This window comes from Paenibacillus solani (assembly GCF_001277345.1).
GTDB classification, from domain to species: Bacteria; Bacillota; Bacilli; order Paenibacillales; family Paenibacillaceae; genus Paenibacillus_AQ; species Paenibacillus_AQ solani.
The window spans coordinates 1,345,467-1,363,768 of sequence record NZ_LIUT01000001.1 but is presented as its reverse complement, the minus strand read 5'-3'; the positions used below and the strand labels follow the sequence as shown (position 1 = coordinate 1,363,768).

The following is an 18,302-nucleotide window of genomic DNA, read 5'->3' as shown; positions in this document are numbered from 1 at the left end:
GAAGAACAATTAAGAAGGAGCCTTCCTGAGGGGGAAGGCTCCTTCTGCTGCTTCAATATTAAAATTGCTTCGTCATCAAATGCTTGGTGCAATTAAATAGTAGAGGCGCCCAATCATCTTCTTTTCTCTCTAAAACAGTTAGCGACAGATTGCCAATACGCTCGCTCAGGACACCTCGGCACACCAGCTTGTATAGCTGTGCTAAAAAGCCGCCATGACTAACCACCAGAATATTCGCATCCGGGTGCTTAAGTCTCATGTCATCAAGGAATACCAGTCCCCTTGACTGCAATTCCAGATCCGTTTCTTGACCCAGGTCCAGCAAATGCCAGTCGGTACCGAAGCGCGCCTCTCTCTCAGCGGCCGTTAATCCCTCAACCTGGCCATACCTGCGCTCGCGCAAGCGGTGGTCAGGAGGCAGCAGCGGAATATTCAACATGGAAGAAATAATCTTTGCCGTCTCTTCAGCACGGGAGAGACCACTGCTAATCGCAAAATCCCAGCGGTAAGATTCCTGCAGAAGCCGTTCTCCAAGTAACCGAGCTTGGTTACGACCTTCTTCGTTAAGCGGAATATCCGTTTGACCTTGAATTTTGCCTAAGGCATTCCAGTCTGTTAATCCATGCCGGACCAAGCCGATTTGCATGACGCCTCTCCTCCATCCTATCTCGTTTTATCTTCTAACCCGGTTTAGTCTTGCCAGGAAAAACAAAGCGAAACCGATACCCAGCAGCGATAAAATCATCCAATACTCCGGTTGAGTGGGATTCATATCGACCACAAACGGGTCAATAATGCCGCTGTTGGTTTTCGGAATTTTATAATCATCTTTAATTTTGATTCCTTGAGGTGTGTCGGCCATGCCCGTTGGCATAATCCCTGTCGTGACCGCTTCCGGTACGGAGTCGGGCTGGCTGCCCGTCACCGCAAAATAGACGACGCTGCAAACAAACAACGCCAGAAATCCTGCAATCATGAGAGTCAACCGTTTACGGAACACCCGGCTCACAGCACGGCTCTTGGAGGTTTCCTCCACCAGCCATGGGAAGTCACGATAAATGCGGTCCATCACATTGCGATTGATCTGTTCAGCGTCCAAATCCGGAATCTCATGCTCCAACTCATGAAGCATATTCTGACTATCCGTCCACATCTCATATTCTACCGCACATGACTGGCAGGTTTGAACATGCGCCATCAGCCGTTGTCGCCGCAGATCATTGTCAGGCAAATCCCAGACAGTTTCCATCAGCTCTTGGGCTTCATCGCAGGTCATCTACTCTTCATCCCTCTCATATCTTCAAAGACCGGCTCATAAAAATAAGGCTCGAGCTGGATTTTGACACTGCCGCGGGCTCTGAATAACAACGATTTGACCGAACTGACGCTTTGACCCAAAATATCTGCGATTTCCTGATAATCCAATTGATCGTACTCCCTAAGAATCAGTGCTGACCTCTGTTTCTCCGGTAAATTATTAATTGCTTCTCTAACCATATGTACTCGCTCGCTGCGAAGAATCGCTTGTTCCGGTGCCACCTCCGGCGGAGCCACAGGTACAACCCCGCTTTCCTCCAGAGGCAATGTTCCGCTGCGATGCTTCCGAAGTTCGCTCAGTACGGTATTGCGTGCAATGGTGTAAAGCCAAGTCGAGAAGGATGCATCAACCTCACGAAAAGAATGCAGACTTCGAAAAGCCTTATAAAACGTTTCCGAACATAAATCTTCAGCCATAAGCTCCATGTGCGAGCTCTTCAACATATGATAGACAAACGCCAATATTTTTCTCTGATAACGCCTCATTAATTCCGAATATAATTCCGTATTGCCTTGCTTAATTTCCTGTATTAGTTGGGAATCCGTCATATGATTTATCGTTCCTCCTTCACCCACCGGTGCCTCTTCCTTAACCCTGTGCTTACTTCAAGGCTGCAAAATCAAGGATTTGCAAAAGTACCGTCAAACCATATATAGTTACGCCTCATGATGTCTGACTATTCTATGTATATGGCAATTTCCCCAAATCTTCTACACTAGCACTCTAGCATTATAGCACATATTGGAGAAAAGTTCAGGTTTGTGCCAGTAGGTTTTCCAGAGATTGAAAAATAGGCAAAAAAAATCCGCCTTCAACATTGAAGGCGGCTGCACACTGTGCAATATTTTGGATAGGAGTGGAGACTCCTTTCCTCAAAGTGTGTTTTTTTTATATTAAGTCCCTAAGTTCTTTACTAAGTTTTAAGGCATCACTGAATCCATAATTATATGCTGTATTTAATGAAGAGTTTTTTTGAAGGAATAAGTCCTCTAATTTATTTAGATCATCTATAACATGAATTGGAACGTGTTTTCTTAACCTATTCAAAGCTTCATTAAACTGATCATAATATTCTTTATGCTCGTCCTCGCACATTCTCACAACTTCCCATATTCTTTTTTCTTTTGCTGGTTCTATCCATTCTATCAGCATAACTACCCCTCCTGAATTTCTGTGATGTTTACTGAGTTTTTTCAACATGGTACAATTTACCTCATTATGATTCACCTTTGAAAGGAGAAACAACATTTTGAAACGCGTCTCCAGAGGGAGATGCTTGCTTCCTTATCTACTCGCAGCCAGAGGTTTAAATCAAACTGACTACGCCATAAAGTCAGGGAGATCCCAAAGAATGATATCCCATTTTTGCACAAATGAGCGAATTATGCTGCCAGAAGATATGTATACTGCATCCAAGATACTCAAGTGCAAAATGGAAGATCTATACGAGTGGATAGAGCAAGACGCGGATTAGTTCCGCACCCTCTCGAGACTATTAGAACAATTTGTTCTAAACAGGTAATATATGCCTAAATTGTACTACCATACTACGCTTTTAGTCTGTCGTTTTTTGTCATAAACGGTTTGGTAATTAATTGATAATATTAACTGATTATACTTGTAGTTAATATTAACGGGATCATACGTTCTTATCAACGGTTAATTTACCTCTGCATGGATACATAATAATACGCTCATTCGTGTATAGGCGTATGTTAAATGATTTATTTAGTGGCTTTTTCGGCTGGAGATCGTCTTTAGATGATCCAAGCTTAGAATGAAGACGCTGCTCCCTAGGAGTAATCCAGTTTCCTCACAAAAAATCATATGTAATGTGGTAAAAATATCCTAGTTCTGATAGACTATGTTTGTCATAATATCTCAGAATTGGGGGAAGAACGTTTTGAAGAAGCCGCTTTATAAGAAATGGTGGTTCTGGGTACTTATTGTTATTGTGGTTGGGGTCATAGGTAATCTTGGAAATTCAGAAGAACCAAAACAAGCTGCACCGGACAAGGAAGTAGTTTCTGAGCCTGATACCAAAGCGAAAAATGTTGAACAAACTAGTGTCAAAGAAGATGTTAAAAAAGAAGAGCCAAAAGAAGAGCCGAAAGAAGAACCCAAAGAGGAACCAAAAGAAGATGATGTCCCTAGGGAACATAAATCGGCATTAATAAAAGCGGAACAGTATGCGGAAACTATGAGTATGTCAAAGGCAGGAATTTACGATCAATTGACTTCTGAATACGGAGAGAATTTTCCTAAGAAAGCTGCTCAATATGCTATCGATAACATTGAATTCGATTGGAAAGAAAATGCATTAATAAAAGCGAAACAGTATGCAGAATCTATGAATATGTCAGATGATGCTATTTACGATCAATTGATTTCTGAATACGGTGAAAAATTTACTAAGGAAGAAGCGAAATACGCGATAGATAATTTAGAATAAGATAAAAAAAGACCCTACCAGCACATAGCCGGTAGGGTCTTCAATTTTCCAAACGCTTGGGATTATTAGTACTTCGTCCAGTAGTCTATATTGCTCTTTCTCGACGTCGATTTCTCCAGCACTTCTGTCTGAATGATCTGGATTCCCTCTGTCGTTGACTTTTCCGGCCACAATATAAATCCTTGGTGCTCCAGGTAATGAAGCCCTCTCAGTAAATCCGGACGTTTCCATCCGGTCATCATCTCTAACCGTTTAAAATCAGGCATCCGGCTTTTATGTACAGGGCTTGGGTAATTTATAAGAATCCGGAGCAGCTTACGTTCACGGTCTGGTAACATACCTTACTGCCGGATCGAACATCCACATTTTTCACAATATAGGTGGATGTGTTTATTATAATTCCATACACAGCCGTAAAATTTAGTATCTTCACCACAGCGCGGACACTTCACAGCTGGCCGGTCTTCGTCATCCAGATTTCCATCGCGCTCTTCATAGTAGCCTAATATTTCGTTAAAAACGGCATCTACTCTTTGAACGAACTCTTTGGTATAAACTTTTGACAACCTTAATACCCCCTTTTGATGTATTGTAGTACGAATGTATGTTCCCGTATAATAACATAAAAAAGAAGTCCCCGCCAGTATTGAGACCAGCGGGGACTTCTTTACCGATGCCATCGGTTTACACCACGGTGTTTCCGTTAATGCTAGAAACATTTTAATACATTTGGGACATTTTGTAAACATCACTTCATTTAGTTGTAATGGTTGCGGTCTTGGTCTTGTTATCCCACCCTACTTTTGCACCCAGCGCCTCGCTTACTGCCCGGAGTGGTACATAGGTTACACCGTCCTCTAGCTTTCCATCCTTGATCTGCTTTCCGTCAACTACGACATTCACACTATCACTCACCACCGCCGCGCCCTCCTTTTTCTTCAGCCCTAAGTATTTCGCGATCCCGTTGACATGCCCTGTAATCAACGCATCAATGACATCCTGACGTTTAAGCTTGGCCGCATCGGTTGTAACATCGATAAACAGGTTTTCGGTCAAGACTGCTGGCATCTTAGATTCACGGCACATGTGCAAGTTCGCTGCTTTCTGTCCACGATCAATTATGTTATAAGGCTTCAAAGCTGCCATAATCTCGGTATGAAGAACGTTTTGCAGGGAACGTGAAGCAGTTGAAGCGCTGGTATAACGGAAAGACTCAAAACCGCCATCTCCACCGCCTGCATTACAATGGATCGATACCAAGATATCAGCGCCTGCTTTATTTGCCGCTTCTGTCCGCTCGGACAATTCAAGGAATACATCCGTTGAACGGGACAGCAACACTTGAACGCCTTCGTAATCACGTTCCAGCTGTTTTTTAATTTCGAGCGAAAGGGTTAGAACAATATTCTTTTCTTGAAGCCCGTTGGCGCCAGCTCCTGGGTCTTTACCGCCGTGACCGCCATCGATCCAGACTTTTTTCATTTAGTGGTTCCCCCTTTCCGTGACTCTGCACGTTGAATCTTTTTATCCAGCTCCGACTTCACCCAATCGATAATCGCGTTCAAAACCGGCAATGGTAGATGGTCGCCCCAACCTGCCCGGATCGAGTTAGCCGTCATACTTTGAACCACATGATACAGTGTCCCGATTGCCAGCGCTCCAAAGATGATTCCTGGCAAGTTGAAAACGACATCCAGGAGATGCCCACCAGCTGGGAGCAACAAAATAAAAAATGTCCGTGCTATTCCATCCAGGCCGTAGCGGCTGCCATACGTATTATCGCGCTTGGCGGCGCGAACGCCGGACAACCAATCCATAATGACGAAAAAGAGCAAGGCGGTCATAATAGCTATTACGGCTTCACTATCGCCATACATAAAATCAAAAACCGGGACCAAGACGGCCCCGGCTGAGCTGAATATTGCTTTCCATTTATCCACGTAAATTCCCCCTAATTATAATGGATGCCCCCGGACCACCCAGGGGCATAAAAAATACGCCTTGCGGCGCTCCTGGTGAAACTATTCTTCGATAAGGAATTCCAGATCGCTATCAACCAGGATATCGCGTACACCCGGCTGCAAGCTTGTCGGAACCTCGCTGAACTTGGTTTTGTTCAAAATCACACGTTGAGCAAAAAACATCGCCATCATATCGCCTCCACCTCCTTTCCTGAGTATCCAATAAAGGAACCGGCGTATCACTGGTAAACCTGTGTGGCCATCTCTGCGATGACGTCTTCAATAAATTCCGTTCGTTCCGTCAATGCGCTGTTCTGCGCTTTCAGCAGAGTATTTTCCTGCTTCAATGCTTCGACCTCTACCGACAACGGCTTTTTCGGCTCTTGAGGGGTTCCTGGATCATTCGGATCACGATACTGGAATTCAAGATCATAGTGCTTTTCGCCGATTAATGTTGTAATGCCTTCAACCGGATTGGCAGATTCAACAATGTGGAATGATACACTTTCATCGAAATCTTGTGAGTATTTACCGTGGTCGAGTAGTATCCCGAGTACTGTTTCTGGTGCTTTTTCGGCCAATTTAATATATGTTTGAAAGTCTTCTTCAACCGTGGATTCACGCACTGATCCTTCCATTTCCATCCGATCAATGATTATTCCACCTGTGATACTGTCCCAATAAATTTTTCGACCTAAGTTCATCTTTGCACCTCCCTTTAAATCCCATACACTACATAAGGTATATTAGAAGCATAATAAAGTCTTGAACTGAGTGTAAAAGTAACGGAATTGCTTCCGAATTGCGCTGAAGCGATCGCCACAGAACTGGACCCACTACTTTCTTGTTCATTAGGATTATGATAATCAATTTTTGCAGCTTCACTTAGGAACCCAAAAGCATCAGCAAATATATAACCTCTTGTTGTAGCTGTATAGGTGGAGCCAATTCTTAAGTATACATGCGCCACGATTAGTACGGGTTTGAAGGCCAAATTTGTGACTTGGTACGGGTAATTGTCTACACTTTGAACGGTTAGGGACCCAGATGCTGATTTTAGCTCTGTTTTGATTTGACCGATTTTATTAGCCAATACGGTATTCGTATCATTCACGGAAGCAGCCACGCCTTTTCCAGTAATCGCATTAGCTATAGCTTGCTTCTCGGCTGTGGTCATTCGTTCCAGGAGACCAGTTATACCGAAAAACGTCTTGTCTTTCGGCAGATTACCCGCAATCAGGTTTGGCTCTCCCTTGATTGTAATCGCGCTTGTATAGCGTCCAGCTGCTTTAGTCTGGTCTGTTGTTCCAGGCGTAACAATACCGCCAGCGCCTCTATCCGGGATGGTACCAGTTATCTTGCCGTTAGGACCGTAAGCTGTTTTAGGAGATATGATATCCCCGGCCGCTGCTGTGGCGTCACTAGTGTCAATCCCGACAGGTATTGAACGAATCCCTGTATCCAACTCTGCAAACGTGGCAACCTGCCCTTGTTTGGAAACCGTCCCTTTCTTGGCGATGATGGCGGTTTCCAATCGGTTTTTACCGTCAACGCCAGATTGCTTTAAACCTTCAATTTCAGTCTCTACGCCACCCACGGCGACATCAATCGCCTCGGCTAGTGCATTAAAATCCCGAGGCACATCGTTCACCGTGTTTTCGTCAATCAATGGCAAATTTAAATTCGGCGTTGTTGCCATTACATCAGCCCCTTGTTCTTGATTTCCTTATATGTCAAACCTGTAGCCTTGATTTGCCCATAGGTCATTACTGTTGCTGTCATTTCCCCATACGTATAAAAACGGAACACGTAGTTAATGGAGAGATGCGCCGGGGCAATCTCGCGGACCATTCGCTTCAGGTCATCCACGTTGGGCGGTATGCCGTAAGTACTGGTAAATTCAATACGGATTCCGTGTTCCAGCGTTACCTCTACATCGCCATTCGAATAAGCATCAGCCACAATTTTGATCTGAGCTGCCCCGATTTTCCCTGTTCCGCGGATTTTACTTTTGATCACGCTCCGGCGCTCATCGAGCGGCTTATTTAGATCCGTCCGAATCCCTAGCTCCTTCTCGTAGATGCTGAGCGCCCAAGTAGCTGTATCAATGTTCAGCTGGGCCAAGAGCGAATTCATTTCAACTTCGAAATTGTCTAAAGAAAGGCCGATTGATCCATTAATTTCATTGGTCAACGGATCTTTACGAACAATCTTGTGGAGATTTCGATTTAGCTTATCTTTAAACAAGCGTTACCGCCCCCAATACTGCAACCTGCTTGGCTCCAACTTGAGGGTTATCGATAGCTCCATTCACCAGCAATCCGGCGTAATCTTCCACGCCTACGCTGTCGAGTATAGCCTGGCCGATATGGGCAAAAGAAACGTAGTTTAGCTGAAAGGCGATGCTTTTCAGATAAACGGATATCGAATCCCGAATGTTCTCCTGCACCTCATCCTGTGTATACCCGCCCGCCATTGTCACACTGACGGAGATATCCAAAATTAATGGATCGGCAGAGAGAACATAGCATTTCGCGCCAATAGGCGCTTCGCCTTCCCCTAGGCCAGTGCTACCCGGATCGATATGCTTTTGAACTTGATCGACCAGAACCGGGGCCGCTGGCTGCTTCTCTTGATCGATAATAATCACCTCAACCGTATTATCACCGCGCTCTACTGGAAAAACTTTGGCCCCTCCGACACCGGACACTTCTTTCGCCCATTGCAGATAGTGATAAATGTTCGCGCTCGTTGGTGGTGTCCGGACAGCAATATAATATCGTTCACGCAAGCTATCATCGGTTTCGGCCGCATATCCCCCATCGGTCGGCTTCGGATTGGTGACGGCCGTTATCCCTGGGAGCGTCACAGGCATCTGTGTAATCTGATCCGCTGGAACATTCCCAACAGGCCCGGACATAACGCTTTTCACCTGTAATGTGCCTGATCCCGTGATCATCTTCGTCTCAGCTGCTGCGAATTGCACACCAGAAGGCGTTTCAAACAAATCCCCTACGTTAACCGTGCCGTTTCCAGTCACCTGAAGCATTCCTGAGCTATATGTAGCCGGTGTACGAGTAATTCCTTTCCGTTGCTTGACGAATGCTTCCAGCAGCGCTCCTGTAAGGTTGTCCACGTCCAGCAATCTCTTAATGCCTTCCAGATCACCTTTTTGCTCCAACAGGACAATCGCCACGCTCTTGAGCATATCGTGAATCAGATACCCTTCTGACTTATCATAAGAAGGATCAATGTAACTCAATAGCTGATCAAGCAATTCGGACACCTTATCCTCATCCACTGTATCTCACCTCGCTTTCAAAACCGTCGATGATTCCCCGTCTAGTCAAAATCCTAAAAGACAAGATTGCCTTTCCTTCACCGCGCTTAACGTTCAATTCCTCAATCCCCGTCACTTCCGGATGGAGTACGATCGTTTCCGTGATTTGTCGTCCGACTTCGGATGTGATTGTTGCTAGGGGGATATCCTTCCGGCCAATAAACTTGGCGATGCCGATCCCGAATTCTGGACCGTAGACAGGGTATTTGTCCGTTTCCGTGATTAAGACCATCGACACCCATTGTTTTATCGCTTCCTCATATGAAGCTTCTACCGGCTTACCATCCTTCAGCACGTACTTTTGTTCTTTGAAGTCAAATAAAAAAACCTTACCCATGGTTGCTGCGGGTAAAGTCTCTTCAGCTTCATCAAATTCCAATTCCGGGAACACGCTTATTCACCTGCCTTGTCGAGTGCGTAATAGGTTTGCCCGTTGGGAGCCGGTACCAGGATCACATAATCCCCTTCGGTCAAGGCGGTTGGCAAGTGGTACAACCGATTGGCAATAACCAAATCTTCCGTATCTAATATAATTTCGTCTCCGAGCGATACGGATAAGCTAGGAAGTCCGGATATGACTTTGCCTAAAGAGATGCCTTGTGCCTTCGGATTATTTCGCTCTTTAAAGAGATTAGCCAGCATAACATCCCACTTATCCATCAAACCGCCTCCAATTCGACAGACACTTTGTGAATCCCATTATTCACCGTATGACTGGCCGACTTGATCAGGTATTTCCCGACAATGCCGGTCACCGGCTCATTCATATTCAAAATCCTCCCCGCTCGGATCTCATCATGCCCGATCATCTCACATGAAATGGTTTCTCCCATTTTGTTCATTTCACTGAGCGTATTCGCCGCAATATTTCGAGCCTGGGACGCATTCTTTTTATCGACCGTGACAACATCGGTCAACTGTCCATATTTCGAGATGCTTTTTGGATCCGAGGCTTCAGCGAACACTTTAGTGGATTTCTCGTCTTCGGAAACCACGATCACTTTGTTTTTCATCTCTTCTATGCTGCGCTCACGGCTCGGGTTGCTGATCGTGTCCGTCACTGGAAAAGCATAGGTATTATCACTAAGTCTGCTGATCGGATTGATCACCAAGTCAGACATTTTCTGAATCGTCAGTATTCCTTTATTCATCTCCACTCGGTATCTTTGCTTTGTCTCTTGATACACCTGTTCCAATATATCCGCGATGATATCACTGACCAGCTCTTCTTTATAGATTTTCGTAATCAGTGTAGGCATACTCGCAATCTGATGTTTGACACCGAATTTATCCAGCAGCTTAGCGATGGCCTGGGAAGCCGCTGCCTTTTTAAATTGGATCACCGTCTCATTCTTGTTTAAGTACCAAGAACGATCAAAACAGGTGAAGGATTTTCCGAATCGGCCATTCATGGCATCCGTGATCACAACATAGTAATTTAAGAATTTTCCCTCATTGAAAAGGGCGACTTGATCGCCCACTTCGATGAGATCCCATTTCTTGAAAAACTGACTATCGTTATAAGCATAATTAAAGCTTAGTTCCTCACCTAAAGCATCGATATTACTGGACCATGCTAGGCTTCCGATCAGCTGCGTGACATTCTGCTTTTTCCCGTTCTTCATCAAAAGTATCTGATGCATCACGTTACCCTCACAAACTTAAATTCTTTGACTTCCAGTGAATAGCGAATATCCCCGCTGCGGTCGGGTCCATGAACAAAATTATCGATCGTACACGGCATATTCAATAATTCGCGTTCGTCATTATCTGTAATGATTACACGCAGCGGAACCCGCTTCTCCCGCCATTTCCTAAAAAACTGAACATATGACCAGGCCATACGCTTATCCTTCGCAAAAGGATAAGGGCGTACAGGAAAGAAGGATTCAATACTGAGTGTACGCAGCCCTGGCAAACCAATCAGATTGATAGTGCCAAGATTGATCGTTTCAAATTCTTCATTGTTCCAGGGATGTTCGATATTTAGTTCTGGCGGTAAAATGGGGATTCTTCGCATTTCTTCAAAACTATTGGCTGCAAACACAATATCCGTCTTAGACACCCCCTATACATTTCCTAAAGCCAGCTGGATTCTAGGAACGACTTTATTCATGAGCCGATTGATTTCCTCTTCCTCGCCAATCAGATTGCCTTGCACGATGATATTGATACTCACACTGCCCCTGTTGCCGTTGATCATCTTCTCCGACTTATCTGCAGGGATGACCTGACTGCCGCCAGGCAGATTTACAATCTCACCGCCGCGCTCGTTGATCTGCGCTAAGCCACCTTTAAAGTAGCTTGTCCCGAGTGCGAATTTCGGGATTTTCGGGATGCTCACCCCAAATGTACCGCCGCCCATCCATTCCGGGATATCCACGCTGATTCCGTTGACCTTATCGATCAAACCATTAATCATATCGATAATGGCGTTGATCGGTGCTTTGGCATACGTTTTAATCAAGCTGAACGTTCCGCTGAAGGACTCCACGATCCCATTCCATGCCCCGTCCCAATCACCTTTAAAGACTGATTTGAGGAAGTTGATAATACCGCTAAAAATCTGCTTCGTGCTGCTCACGACCCCGCGAACCGTCTCCAGGAACTGTTGACCAAGGGGGAACGAATTTAACCAATTCCCTACGCTGCTTACCGTATTCACAATAAACGTTTTAATGCTGCCCCACACGGATTTAAGCATCCCACCCAGCTGCTGCGCCTTCAGCTTCACGGTGTCCCAATTCTTCCATAGCGCAATGCCTGCCGCCACTACGGCACCAATTACAATAGCAACCATGCCAAAAGGATTGGCTGCGGCTGCAATATTCAAAGCAATCTGCGCAACGGTCATACCTTTGGTGACGGTTGTCCATGTCTTATACAGTTGGCTAACGGTCCCCACGACTTTCTGAGCCACAATAGCTGCTGTCACACCACCAAGCACCGGAATAAGCCAATCCGCGTTATCCCTGGCCCAGCCCAGCGCCTCAGAGAAGCCGTCCATGATCTGACTCGCCTTCGTAAAGGCTGAATCAATGGCCGCTTTGATCTCCGGTGTATGATCTTTAAACCATTGACCAAACTCGCTGAGCTTCGGCAGTACCTTGTCTGCAATCGGGATGAGTACCGAGGTTTCAATTAAACGACCAATGCCCTTCAGGGCCTGTGTAGGGCTGTTATATTTGATCTTGTTGATTTCACCCATGGTGTTCTTGGTCATATCAAACTGTTTTCGGGCGGTTCCCAGGGAAGCTACCACATCTTTCTCTAGGTCTTCCCACTGAGTCCCGAACAACTCCACACCCAGCGCGGAACGATAAACCGGATCATCAATGTTCTGAAGTTCCGCAATGACGCGCTGCATGGCATCTTTACCCTGGATGGCACCGGATCGGAGATCCGCCATAATCTTTTCGCCATCCCCTAAAATGCCGGACAGGGCTATAAACGCATCTTCCCCGCCTTTACCGCCTTCCTTCAGATTTTTCACCAGCTCACTTGCGGTATCAGATGACACATGTTTTAGCAGCTCCATGTATTCGGCAGACTTGGAGCCACCATTAATTAACGCCATCGTGAAATCTTCAATGCCTTCAGGAGCAAACAAGGCCCCCAGGGCATCAGCGGTCTTATCGCTGCCATCCTGGATACGGATGTTAAATTCCTTAACTACGTCCCCGACTTTATCCAGGTTAAACGCGCCGTTCTCAAGCCCTGTCCCGAAAATATCAAACATCTCATTGGCCGAGTAGCCCAGGTTTTTGAAGTACACGCTATACTCATTTGCGGTATCCAGTAATTCATCTGACTTATTTAAGCCATTTTGCGCACCTTGGGCCAAGAGATTAAAAGATTGTTCGCTGGTAATGCCGAAGTTCTTCATCATCGTATCCGCTGCTTTCACGGACTGCGTGACATCCTCCCCGAATACATCCCGGTAACCTACCGCATAAGCTGTGGTCTTCTTCAGCTCTTCCCCGGTCTGTTTCGTTACCTGTTTAGCAATCGTCATGGAGTCGGCTAGATCCGCCCAGCCTTCACCCACGTTGTTGTTATACAAGTCCGTGAGCTGATCTTTCATGGATGCCATTTCCTCGGCGGTTGCGCCTGTGGCTGCTCTCAGGTTATCGAAGGAACTTCCATACTCTTTAATAAAGTCAACGCTACCCGAAATGCCGGCCGCAGCCAGGGTAATACCACCAATGGCTAAACCTACACCCGCAGCGGCTTTGGCTGCTGCACCAAAACTAGCCAAGGATGATTTTTTGAAGTCATCGACATGGTTATTCAAGAGCTTCATTTGCCGACCGTTTTGTTTGGTGTTATCGGATACCCGCTTGAGCTTGGATGAAAACTTGTCTCTGAGGTTTAGGACGGTGTTAATCGTTTTGGTCGCCAATGCAGGCCACCCCCTCAAACCAAAATAGGGGGGCTATTTGCCCCCCAGGAGTTGCTTATATTTGTTGGCTTCTTCTTCATAGTGAAGTTCCATCCAGGCGAAATAAACCGCCTTCTCCATCTCAGAGAGCCGCAGCAATTTCTCATGATCCTGACCCCGCAACACATAAAATCCCATCATGCGAAGATCCGGATCATGCTTGATTAGTTTTTTATTTCTTCCTGCACCTCTTCGGGTTTCGAGAACCCACCTAGCACCATGACTTTGTTGGCCACTTCCTTGATTTCAGCAACCGTAAGTAGACGGTCCACGATTTCCACATTATCAACGACTTCGTATGCTTCGAGTAGCTCCTGATTCCTAAACAGACTAACGGCGTTATAGACTAGGAACATATTGGAATATACCTGGCTTTCTAAAGTATCTTCCGCCATGTCTACTGCCTTATAAAAAATACTCCGGTTAGGAGCCGTCACCGTGATGCTGCCGTCCAAGCTTTCAATATACATATCTTCGGATCGGTTACGGGCCGCTTCCTTGTCTGCTTTCTTCGCAATCAGTGCTTCTAATGTCAGTTTTACATCTCTATCTTTGTTTGCCATCTCTAAATACCTCCTTTAAATGTGAAAGGGAAGCGCTCGGCGCTCCCCTCTTGAATTACATAGTTTCTAAGATTTCATATTCCGAGAACGTGAATGGAAGTTCTTCTTCAGCAATGGATTTCGCTTCCGTACTGGAACCAAACTCTGAGAAGATGACCCCGAGTAGTGCCACACGTTCGGACCTTCCGGTTGCCCGATTTAAGATTTTGGTCACAATCTTAATATCCGGCATGATGCCGGATTTAAATGCATCCCCCATAATCGATGCACCCCGGCTCCGCATCTTGTTGAATGTTAATGTTCCTTCACCGTTATAACCCATATATTTCTTATAGGTCCGTGAATCACCCAGGAACGTAACATCTTCAAATTCACCCGTCACTTTATATTCAATAGATTTGAAATCCGGCCAAACTTCGTTATTCACCCAAACGGCTGAATCGTTGCCGCTTACGACATGGTTCCCCATATACGGATTCATAGTGGTATTTCCCCCAATCGTTCAATTTACTGAAGCTCAACGTTAAATTTAAAATCTTCCATAGCATCGGTGATTTTGATATTGCCACTCAGATAAACATTGCTCCGGAACGTATTATTTTTGACGGTTTGTTCGTCCCAATCTTCCGCCTCAGTTTTGCCGATGGCCACCCATGCCGCCCGCTGTGCTTCCACATCCACAAACGCTTTGTTTTCAAAGGTATTGTCCAGGATGTCTTCCCCAGCCAAGGCCGAAAAGTAACTGTTAATAGCCGTGATCAATAACACCTGGTAATCATATTTGTTCTTGAACTTGCCCAGGTAATCAGTCTTAAACGTCCCGGAAATGTCTTCCCGAATCAAGTCCATCGTTTCAACAATTAGGATTTTCTTGAAGTCCTCCGACACCGTTGCGGAAAGAGTAGTCAGTGAGTTAACCCCGCGGGCCACTCGGACAATCTCTTCATCGTTGAACAGCACGAATTTCCCGGCATTGACAGCCGCTTCGACATCTGCCGGTTCTTCCACACTAATTACATCAGCAAAGGAATAATACGTGCTGGATCGGGTAAGCGGTAAGCCTGCCAAAAGCCCCAGCAGCCGGGAAACAAACTTTTCTCCGGTTACCTTACCACTTGTCGTTGTAACACTCGGATTCACGAAATTGACAACATGCTGGCAATCCGGATCAGTAACATTAAAGACGATAGCCTTAATGCTCTTACCCGCTCCTTCCTGCTCTTTGACATAGGCGGTCAAATCCAATTGTTCATCGTTGGCCCCATCAGCCAGACCAATCCAGTTATACTTGCGGCTGCCGATTCGCTCGATGGCATCACCGACCACCGCCACGCTACTTGTTGCCACAGGCACCACAATGACTTTTGCAGCTCCACCTTGAAATACGTCCTTAATATACAGCACGCTGGTTGCGGTGAACTTGGTTGCTTCAATCTGAAGCTGTGATTTGTATTCTTTCACCGCATACGTGGTATCCGTGTCATCCTTGACGATGAGGGTTACAATCCCCCTAGCGGAACGCTGTACCAGCGTAGCGGCCAGCTTTTTAAACACGATATCGATACTTGGTAATCCAATCGCCATCGCTTAATCCCTCTTTTCTATGTTTAAATGCAATTCGGTGATGTCTTCCCCGGTTTCCGTCAGGTCATATTCCAGCGTGTATAAATCAAAACTGAACTGAAGCACCCCGTCCGTCTTTGTAGCATTTAGCTCCGAAGGGAAGACCGTAAATCCTTTCATGATTTCGAAAGGCTTGATAAATCCCTGTTCTAGCTTTTCCTGCATATCCAGCAATTCGATTTGCTTGTGCTGTCGTTCGGTAGGAAAATAATAGATAACCACGGGGATACTTCGTTCCCGGCCCCAACTACCATACTGAGCACTGCGAACGTCCTCCAATTCAACAAAAAATGAGGGGGTTTGATACCCCTCACTGATGTCGTTGCTTTGGATCTCCACGTCCGGAGCGATGGCAATCAATCGTTCATTGATCGCCGTGATAATTTCTTTCAGTGTGACCATTTACCTCAGTCCTTTGTCCAGCAATTCATCCACGAATTCCAAACAGTCATTAGCGAACTCAGATTCAAAAGCCTGTTGGGCCTTCTTAAATACCCGCTTCCCGCGAACAAACCCGACCGCTCGACCGTCTTTGGTCACTTGTCGGTGACCGTCCTCGATCAGATGCGCGTGCGGCGATGAATTATACACCCGAATGGCTAGCGTATCCCCTTCATACAAGTACACCTTGCCCCGCTTAATACCTTTGATATAGGAACCTGTCCGCTTTTTGGTTTCCCGCCGTGCCGTGGATACCGTCATCCGCCGTAGCTTCGTTCCTTCGGCGCGCATAAACTGCCGGATTTCTCGCGGCATCTTCCGCGTTGCAAGGTCCAGCATTTGTGAACTGAATTCATCCAGTTCGGCTAAATTAAACCCATCGCGGCGACTCATCGAATCACTTCCTCGGCAAAGATTTCAAGCTTAGCATTCCGGAAATACGGATTCAGGATAAATTTGATATCAAACCGATGGTCCTTAAAAGTGATCCACATATCCTGCTTGATGTCTTTCCCGCTTCCATACCGGACAATGATCTTATGCGTGGTATTACTCAGCAATGTTTCAGCTTGCGCCCGCTGCAATGTCGCTGTTTGCGGAATGATTTCGGCCCATACCTCTTTGAACACGGCATCCCGGTAATCCGTCTGTTTCATCTCGTTTTGAAACTTCTCCTTGTGCCAGACGTTAATCCTCCCGCGCATCTTGCCCGCGTTCATGGCGTCACCCCGCTTTGGACACTCAGCTGGACTATGAAGTTCTGGATCACGGTCGGGATTTTAATATCCTTGTCCGTGACTTCACGGTTTTCATAGAACAATGCTACCAGCATCAGAACCACGATGTTATACAGCTCGTTATCCTGCTGATCAGGCACACCCGCGCCCCGAAGGTACTCCTTTGCACCGGCAATAAAACCGGTGATCAGAAGGTCATCTTCGTCATAATCCACCCGAAGGTAATGCTTTACATATTGAAGGTTCATGGTCCATCTCCTTCATACTCCCAATCGCTTGGGAATTTCGTTTATTCGTTCCCTGTGACATCTCCTGTTGGTGGATTCGATTCGGAAGTTTCTGAACTTCCTGTTGGGGGAACGCTGTCCTCTGATGTCGGGTTGTCCTCTGTGACCTTCCGTGAGCCTTCAGGAGCGTTTTTCACCGTGTTCTGCACATCTACCGACACTTCAACCGAAAACGGCGCCAGAACGATTCTAGCGCCGCTATGCTCGGATTCAAAACGGATCTTCTCGGACAGTTGTTCATGTTCTGTTATGCTGAGTGGGCGATTCGCTTTCCAAATGACCAGCACTTCCTCACCAACTTTAACTTCTTCCGCCTTTTCGGCGGTTATCTTCTTGCCTCGTGCCATAATGGCTCATCCCTTTCTGTAAAGAGGGCGTAGCGCCCTCTGGATTAAGTTGTTGTACCTTTTTTGACGATGACCACGCCGTTTGGATCGATCAGCTTGCCATCAGCAATCAGAATCGCTTTGTCCACCCACTCGTTTGTATCATGATCAAAATAACGGAAGAGCTGCATTTCAAGATTCGAATTAAAACCGTAGTTCTTCAGGTTGCACAGGATAGCCACCGCTTCGTCCGCAACAGCATCGTCGTAGAACGGAAGGACATCTTCCTCTACCTCAATGACTTCCTTGCCGCTAAAGCGTCCCTGCGGACCGTCTGTGATACCGTAGTTGGTACGGGCGATTGGTTGACCCTGGTCATCGGTCATCCCATCAATGTAGCCTTCATACGTTGAGGACGCCATAATGAAGGTCGCCCCTGCCTTATAGGCTAACGGCAGCTTGGCCAACACTTTCTTCTTCCAACCTTCCCACGAGGTGAATTCCGCATCGGTCAACGTGACAATTTGCGCAGCCGGTACCCGGGTATCGTTCAGAATGCCTTTGGCCTTTCCGTTCCCATCCCCGCGAACAACGGCCAAATCAATGGCCTTAATCATGGCTTCCACAATAAGCTCTGTAATCGTGGCTTCAAACCCTTCCAGCGTCGTGGTGTCCGCTAGCAGCGAAATGGCCACCTTACATTCGAGGCCGTAGTAATTAAAGGATACCTTCGTATTGAAATGTACCCCATAGAGTAGACACCTAAAAAAGGTCTATCCTACGGGGTACTTTTCTATATACTTAAGAAAATAA

Annotated in this window: 27 protein-coding genes and 1 pseudogene; 1 reads left to right on the top strand and 27 read right to left on the bottom strand. The window is 46.1% G+C overall.

The features are described 5' to 3' along the window. Positions 1-58: 58 nt before the first annotated feature. The 4 genes from AM231_RS06215 to AM231_RS06200 form a co-directional block, all read right to left on the bottom strand. Positions 59-646, bottom strand: a complete 588-nt coding sequence (locus AM231_RS06215; RefSeq protein ID WP_054401714.1) for a histidine phosphatase family protein — start codon at positions 644-646, stop codon at positions 59-61. Between the two features lie 27 nt (positions 647-673). Then, positions 674-1,276 (bottom strand): anti-sigma factor family protein, encoded by a 603-nt coding sequence (locus tag AM231_RS06210; protein ID WP_054401713.1) that lies wholly within the window; start codon positions 1,274-1,276, stop codon positions 674-676. Next, positions 1,273-1,866 carry an RNA polymerase sigma factor gene (locus tag AM231_RS06205; protein ID WP_053488756.1) on the bottom strand — a complete coding sequence of 198 codons (594 nt, stop codon included), beginning with the start codon at positions 1,864-1,866 and terminating at the stop codon, positions 1,273-1,275. Before AM231_RS06205 ends, AM231_RS06210 begins: the two co-directional genes overlap by 4 nt. A 340-nt stretch (positions 1,867-2,206) precedes the next feature. Then, positions 2,207-2,470, bottom strand: a complete 264-nt coding sequence (locus tag AM231_RS06200; RefSeq protein WP_054401712.1) for a basic helix-loop-helix domain-containing protein — start codon at positions 2,468-2,470, stop codon at positions 2,207-2,209. Positions 2,471-3,221: 751 nt separating this feature from the next. Between AM231_RS06200 and AM231_RS06190 the strand changes: the two genes are divergently transcribed. Beyond that, positions 3,222-3,770, top strand: coding sequence for an Ltp family lipoprotein (locus tag AM231_RS06190; RefSeq protein WP_242615072.1), 549 nt, complete (start codon positions 3,222-3,224; stop codon positions 3,768-3,770). 65 nt (positions 3,771-3,835) lie between these two features. Here AM231_RS06190 and AM231_RS29415 read toward each other — a convergent pair whose 3' ends face one another. The 23 genes and pseudogenes from AM231_RS29415 to AM231_RS06080 all read right to left on the bottom strand — a co-directional run. After that, entirely contained in the window at positions 3,836-4,012 is a 177-nt protein-coding gene (locus AM231_RS29415) for a hypothetical protein (RefSeq protein WP_207383538.1), read from the bottom strand. A 511-nt stretch (positions 4,013-4,523) separates the two neighbouring features. Continuing rightward, on the bottom strand, positions 4,524-5,252 hold the full coding sequence (locus AM231_RS06175) for an N-acetylmuramoyl-L-alanine amidase (protein ID WP_054401707.1): 729 nt from the start codon (positions 5,250-5,252) through the stop codon (positions 4,524-4,526). Continuing rightward, entirely contained in the window at positions 5,249-5,710 is a 462-nt protein-coding gene (locus AM231_RS06170) for a phage holin family protein (protein ID WP_054401706.1), read from the bottom strand. The genes AM231_RS06175 and AM231_RS06170 overlap by 4 nt, the downstream gene beginning before the upstream one ends. A gap of 81 nt (positions 5,711-5,791) precedes the next feature. Next, on the bottom strand, positions 5,792-5,923 hold the full coding sequence (locus tag AM231_RS30175; RefSeq protein ID WP_278044609.1) for a hypothetical protein: 132 nt from the start codon (positions 5,921-5,923) through the stop codon (positions 5,792-5,794). A 47-nt stretch (positions 5,924-5,970) separates the two neighbouring features. Continuing rightward, on the bottom strand, positions 5,971-6,435 hold the full coding sequence (locus tag AM231_RS06165; RefSeq protein ID WP_054401705.1) for a coiled-coil domain-containing protein: 465 nt from the start codon (positions 6,433-6,435) through the stop codon (positions 5,971-5,973). A gap of 14 nt (positions 6,436-6,449) precedes the next feature. After that, positions 6,450-7,430, bottom strand: coding sequence for a hypothetical protein (locus AM231_RS06160; protein WP_054401704.1), 981 nt, complete (start codon positions 7,428-7,430; stop codon positions 6,450-6,452). After that, entirely contained in the window at positions 7,430-7,978 is a 549-nt protein-coding gene (locus tag AM231_RS06155; RefSeq protein ID WP_054401703.1) for a putative phage tail protein, read from the bottom strand. Before AM231_RS06155 ends, AM231_RS06160 begins: the two co-directional genes overlap by 1 nt. Then, complete coding sequence (locus AM231_RS06150) at positions 7,971-9,032, bottom strand: baseplate J/gp47 family protein (protein WP_054401702.1); 1,062 nt, start codon at positions 9,030-9,032, stop codon at positions 7,971-7,973. Before AM231_RS06150 ends, AM231_RS06155 begins: the two co-directional genes overlap by 8 nt. Next, entirely contained in the window at positions 9,025-9,462 is a 438-nt protein-coding gene (locus AM231_RS06145) for a DUF2634 domain-containing protein (RefSeq protein ID WP_054401701.1), read from the bottom strand. Before AM231_RS06145 ends, AM231_RS06150 begins: the two co-directional genes overlap by 8 nt. Before the next feature lie 2 nt (positions 9,463-9,464). After that, complete coding sequence (locus AM231_RS06140) at positions 9,465-9,731, bottom strand: DUF2577 family protein (protein ID WP_054401700.1); 267 nt, start codon at positions 9,729-9,731, stop codon at positions 9,465-9,467. Beyond that, complete coding sequence (locus tag AM231_RS06135) at positions 9,731-10,696, bottom strand: XkdQ/YqbQ family protein (RefSeq protein WP_207383537.1); 966 nt, start codon at positions 10,694-10,696, stop codon at positions 9,731-9,733. Before AM231_RS06135 ends, AM231_RS06140 begins: the two co-directional genes overlap by 1 nt. Before the next feature lie 17 nt (positions 10,697-10,713). After that, on the bottom strand, positions 10,714-11,136 hold the full coding sequence (locus AM231_RS06130; protein WP_054401698.1) for a hypothetical protein: 423 nt from the start codon (positions 11,134-11,136) through the stop codon (positions 10,714-10,716). A gap of 3 nt (positions 11,137-11,139) precedes the next feature. Next, complete coding sequence (locus AM231_RS06125) at positions 11,140-13,473, bottom strand: phage tail tape measure protein (protein ID WP_054401697.1); 2,334 nt, start codon at positions 13,471-13,473, stop codon at positions 11,140-11,142. A 33-nt stretch (positions 13,474-13,506) separates the two neighbouring features. Continuing rightward, the gene (locus AM231_RS29410; RefSeq protein WP_207383536.1) at positions 13,507-13,653 is read right to left on the bottom strand and encodes a hypothetical protein; all 147 of its coding nucleotides are present in this window, start codon (positions 13,651-13,653) and stop codon (positions 13,507-13,509) included. Positions 13,654-13,676: 23 nt separating this feature from the next. After that, positions 13,677-14,075, bottom strand: coding sequence for a phage tail assembly chaperone (locus AM231_RS06120; RefSeq protein WP_054401696.1), 399 nt, complete (start codon positions 14,073-14,075; stop codon positions 13,677-13,679). A gap of 55 nt (positions 14,076-14,130) precedes the next feature. Then, positions 14,131-14,556, bottom strand: a complete 426-nt coding sequence (locus AM231_RS06115) for a phage tail tube protein (protein ID WP_054401695.1) — start codon at positions 14,554-14,556, stop codon at positions 14,131-14,133. Positions 14,557-14,582: 26 nt separating this feature from the next. Next, complete coding sequence (locus AM231_RS06110; RefSeq protein WP_054401694.1) at positions 14,583-15,659, bottom strand: phage tail sheath C-terminal domain-containing protein; 1,077 nt, start codon at positions 15,657-15,659, stop codon at positions 14,583-14,585. 3 nt (positions 15,660-15,662) lie between these two features. Next, complete coding sequence (locus AM231_RS06105; protein ID WP_054401693.1) at positions 15,663-16,100, bottom strand: phage tail terminator family protein; 438 nt, start codon at positions 16,098-16,100, stop codon at positions 15,663-15,665. Continuing rightward, entirely contained in the window at positions 16,101-16,532 is a 432-nt protein-coding gene (locus AM231_RS06100) for an HK97 gp10 family phage protein (RefSeq protein WP_054401692.1), read from the bottom strand. Continuing rightward, positions 16,529-16,858: a phage head closure protein gene (locus tag AM231_RS06095; RefSeq protein WP_054401691.1), complete on the bottom strand. Its 330-nt coding sequence runs from the start codon at positions 16,856-16,858 to the stop codon at positions 16,529-16,531. Before AM231_RS06095 ends, AM231_RS06100 begins: the two co-directional genes overlap by 4 nt. Further along, a complete protein-coding gene (locus AM231_RS06090; protein ID WP_054401690.1) occupies positions 16,855-17,124 on the bottom strand; it encodes a head-tail connector protein in 270 nt (89 codons plus the stop codon). The genes AM231_RS06095 and AM231_RS06090 overlap by 4 nt, the downstream gene beginning before the upstream one ends. Before the next feature lie 41 nt (positions 17,125-17,165). Next, complete coding sequence (locus AM231_RS29405) at positions 17,166-17,510, bottom strand: hypothetical protein (RefSeq protein ID WP_207383535.1); 345 nt, start codon at positions 17,508-17,510, stop codon at positions 17,166-17,168. Positions 17,511-17,554: 44 nt separating this feature from the next. Then, positions 17,555-18,208 (bottom strand): annotated as a pseudogene (locus AM231_RS06080) (phage major capsid protein); the annotation flags it as partial. Positions 18,209-18,302 lie beyond the last annotated feature (94 nt).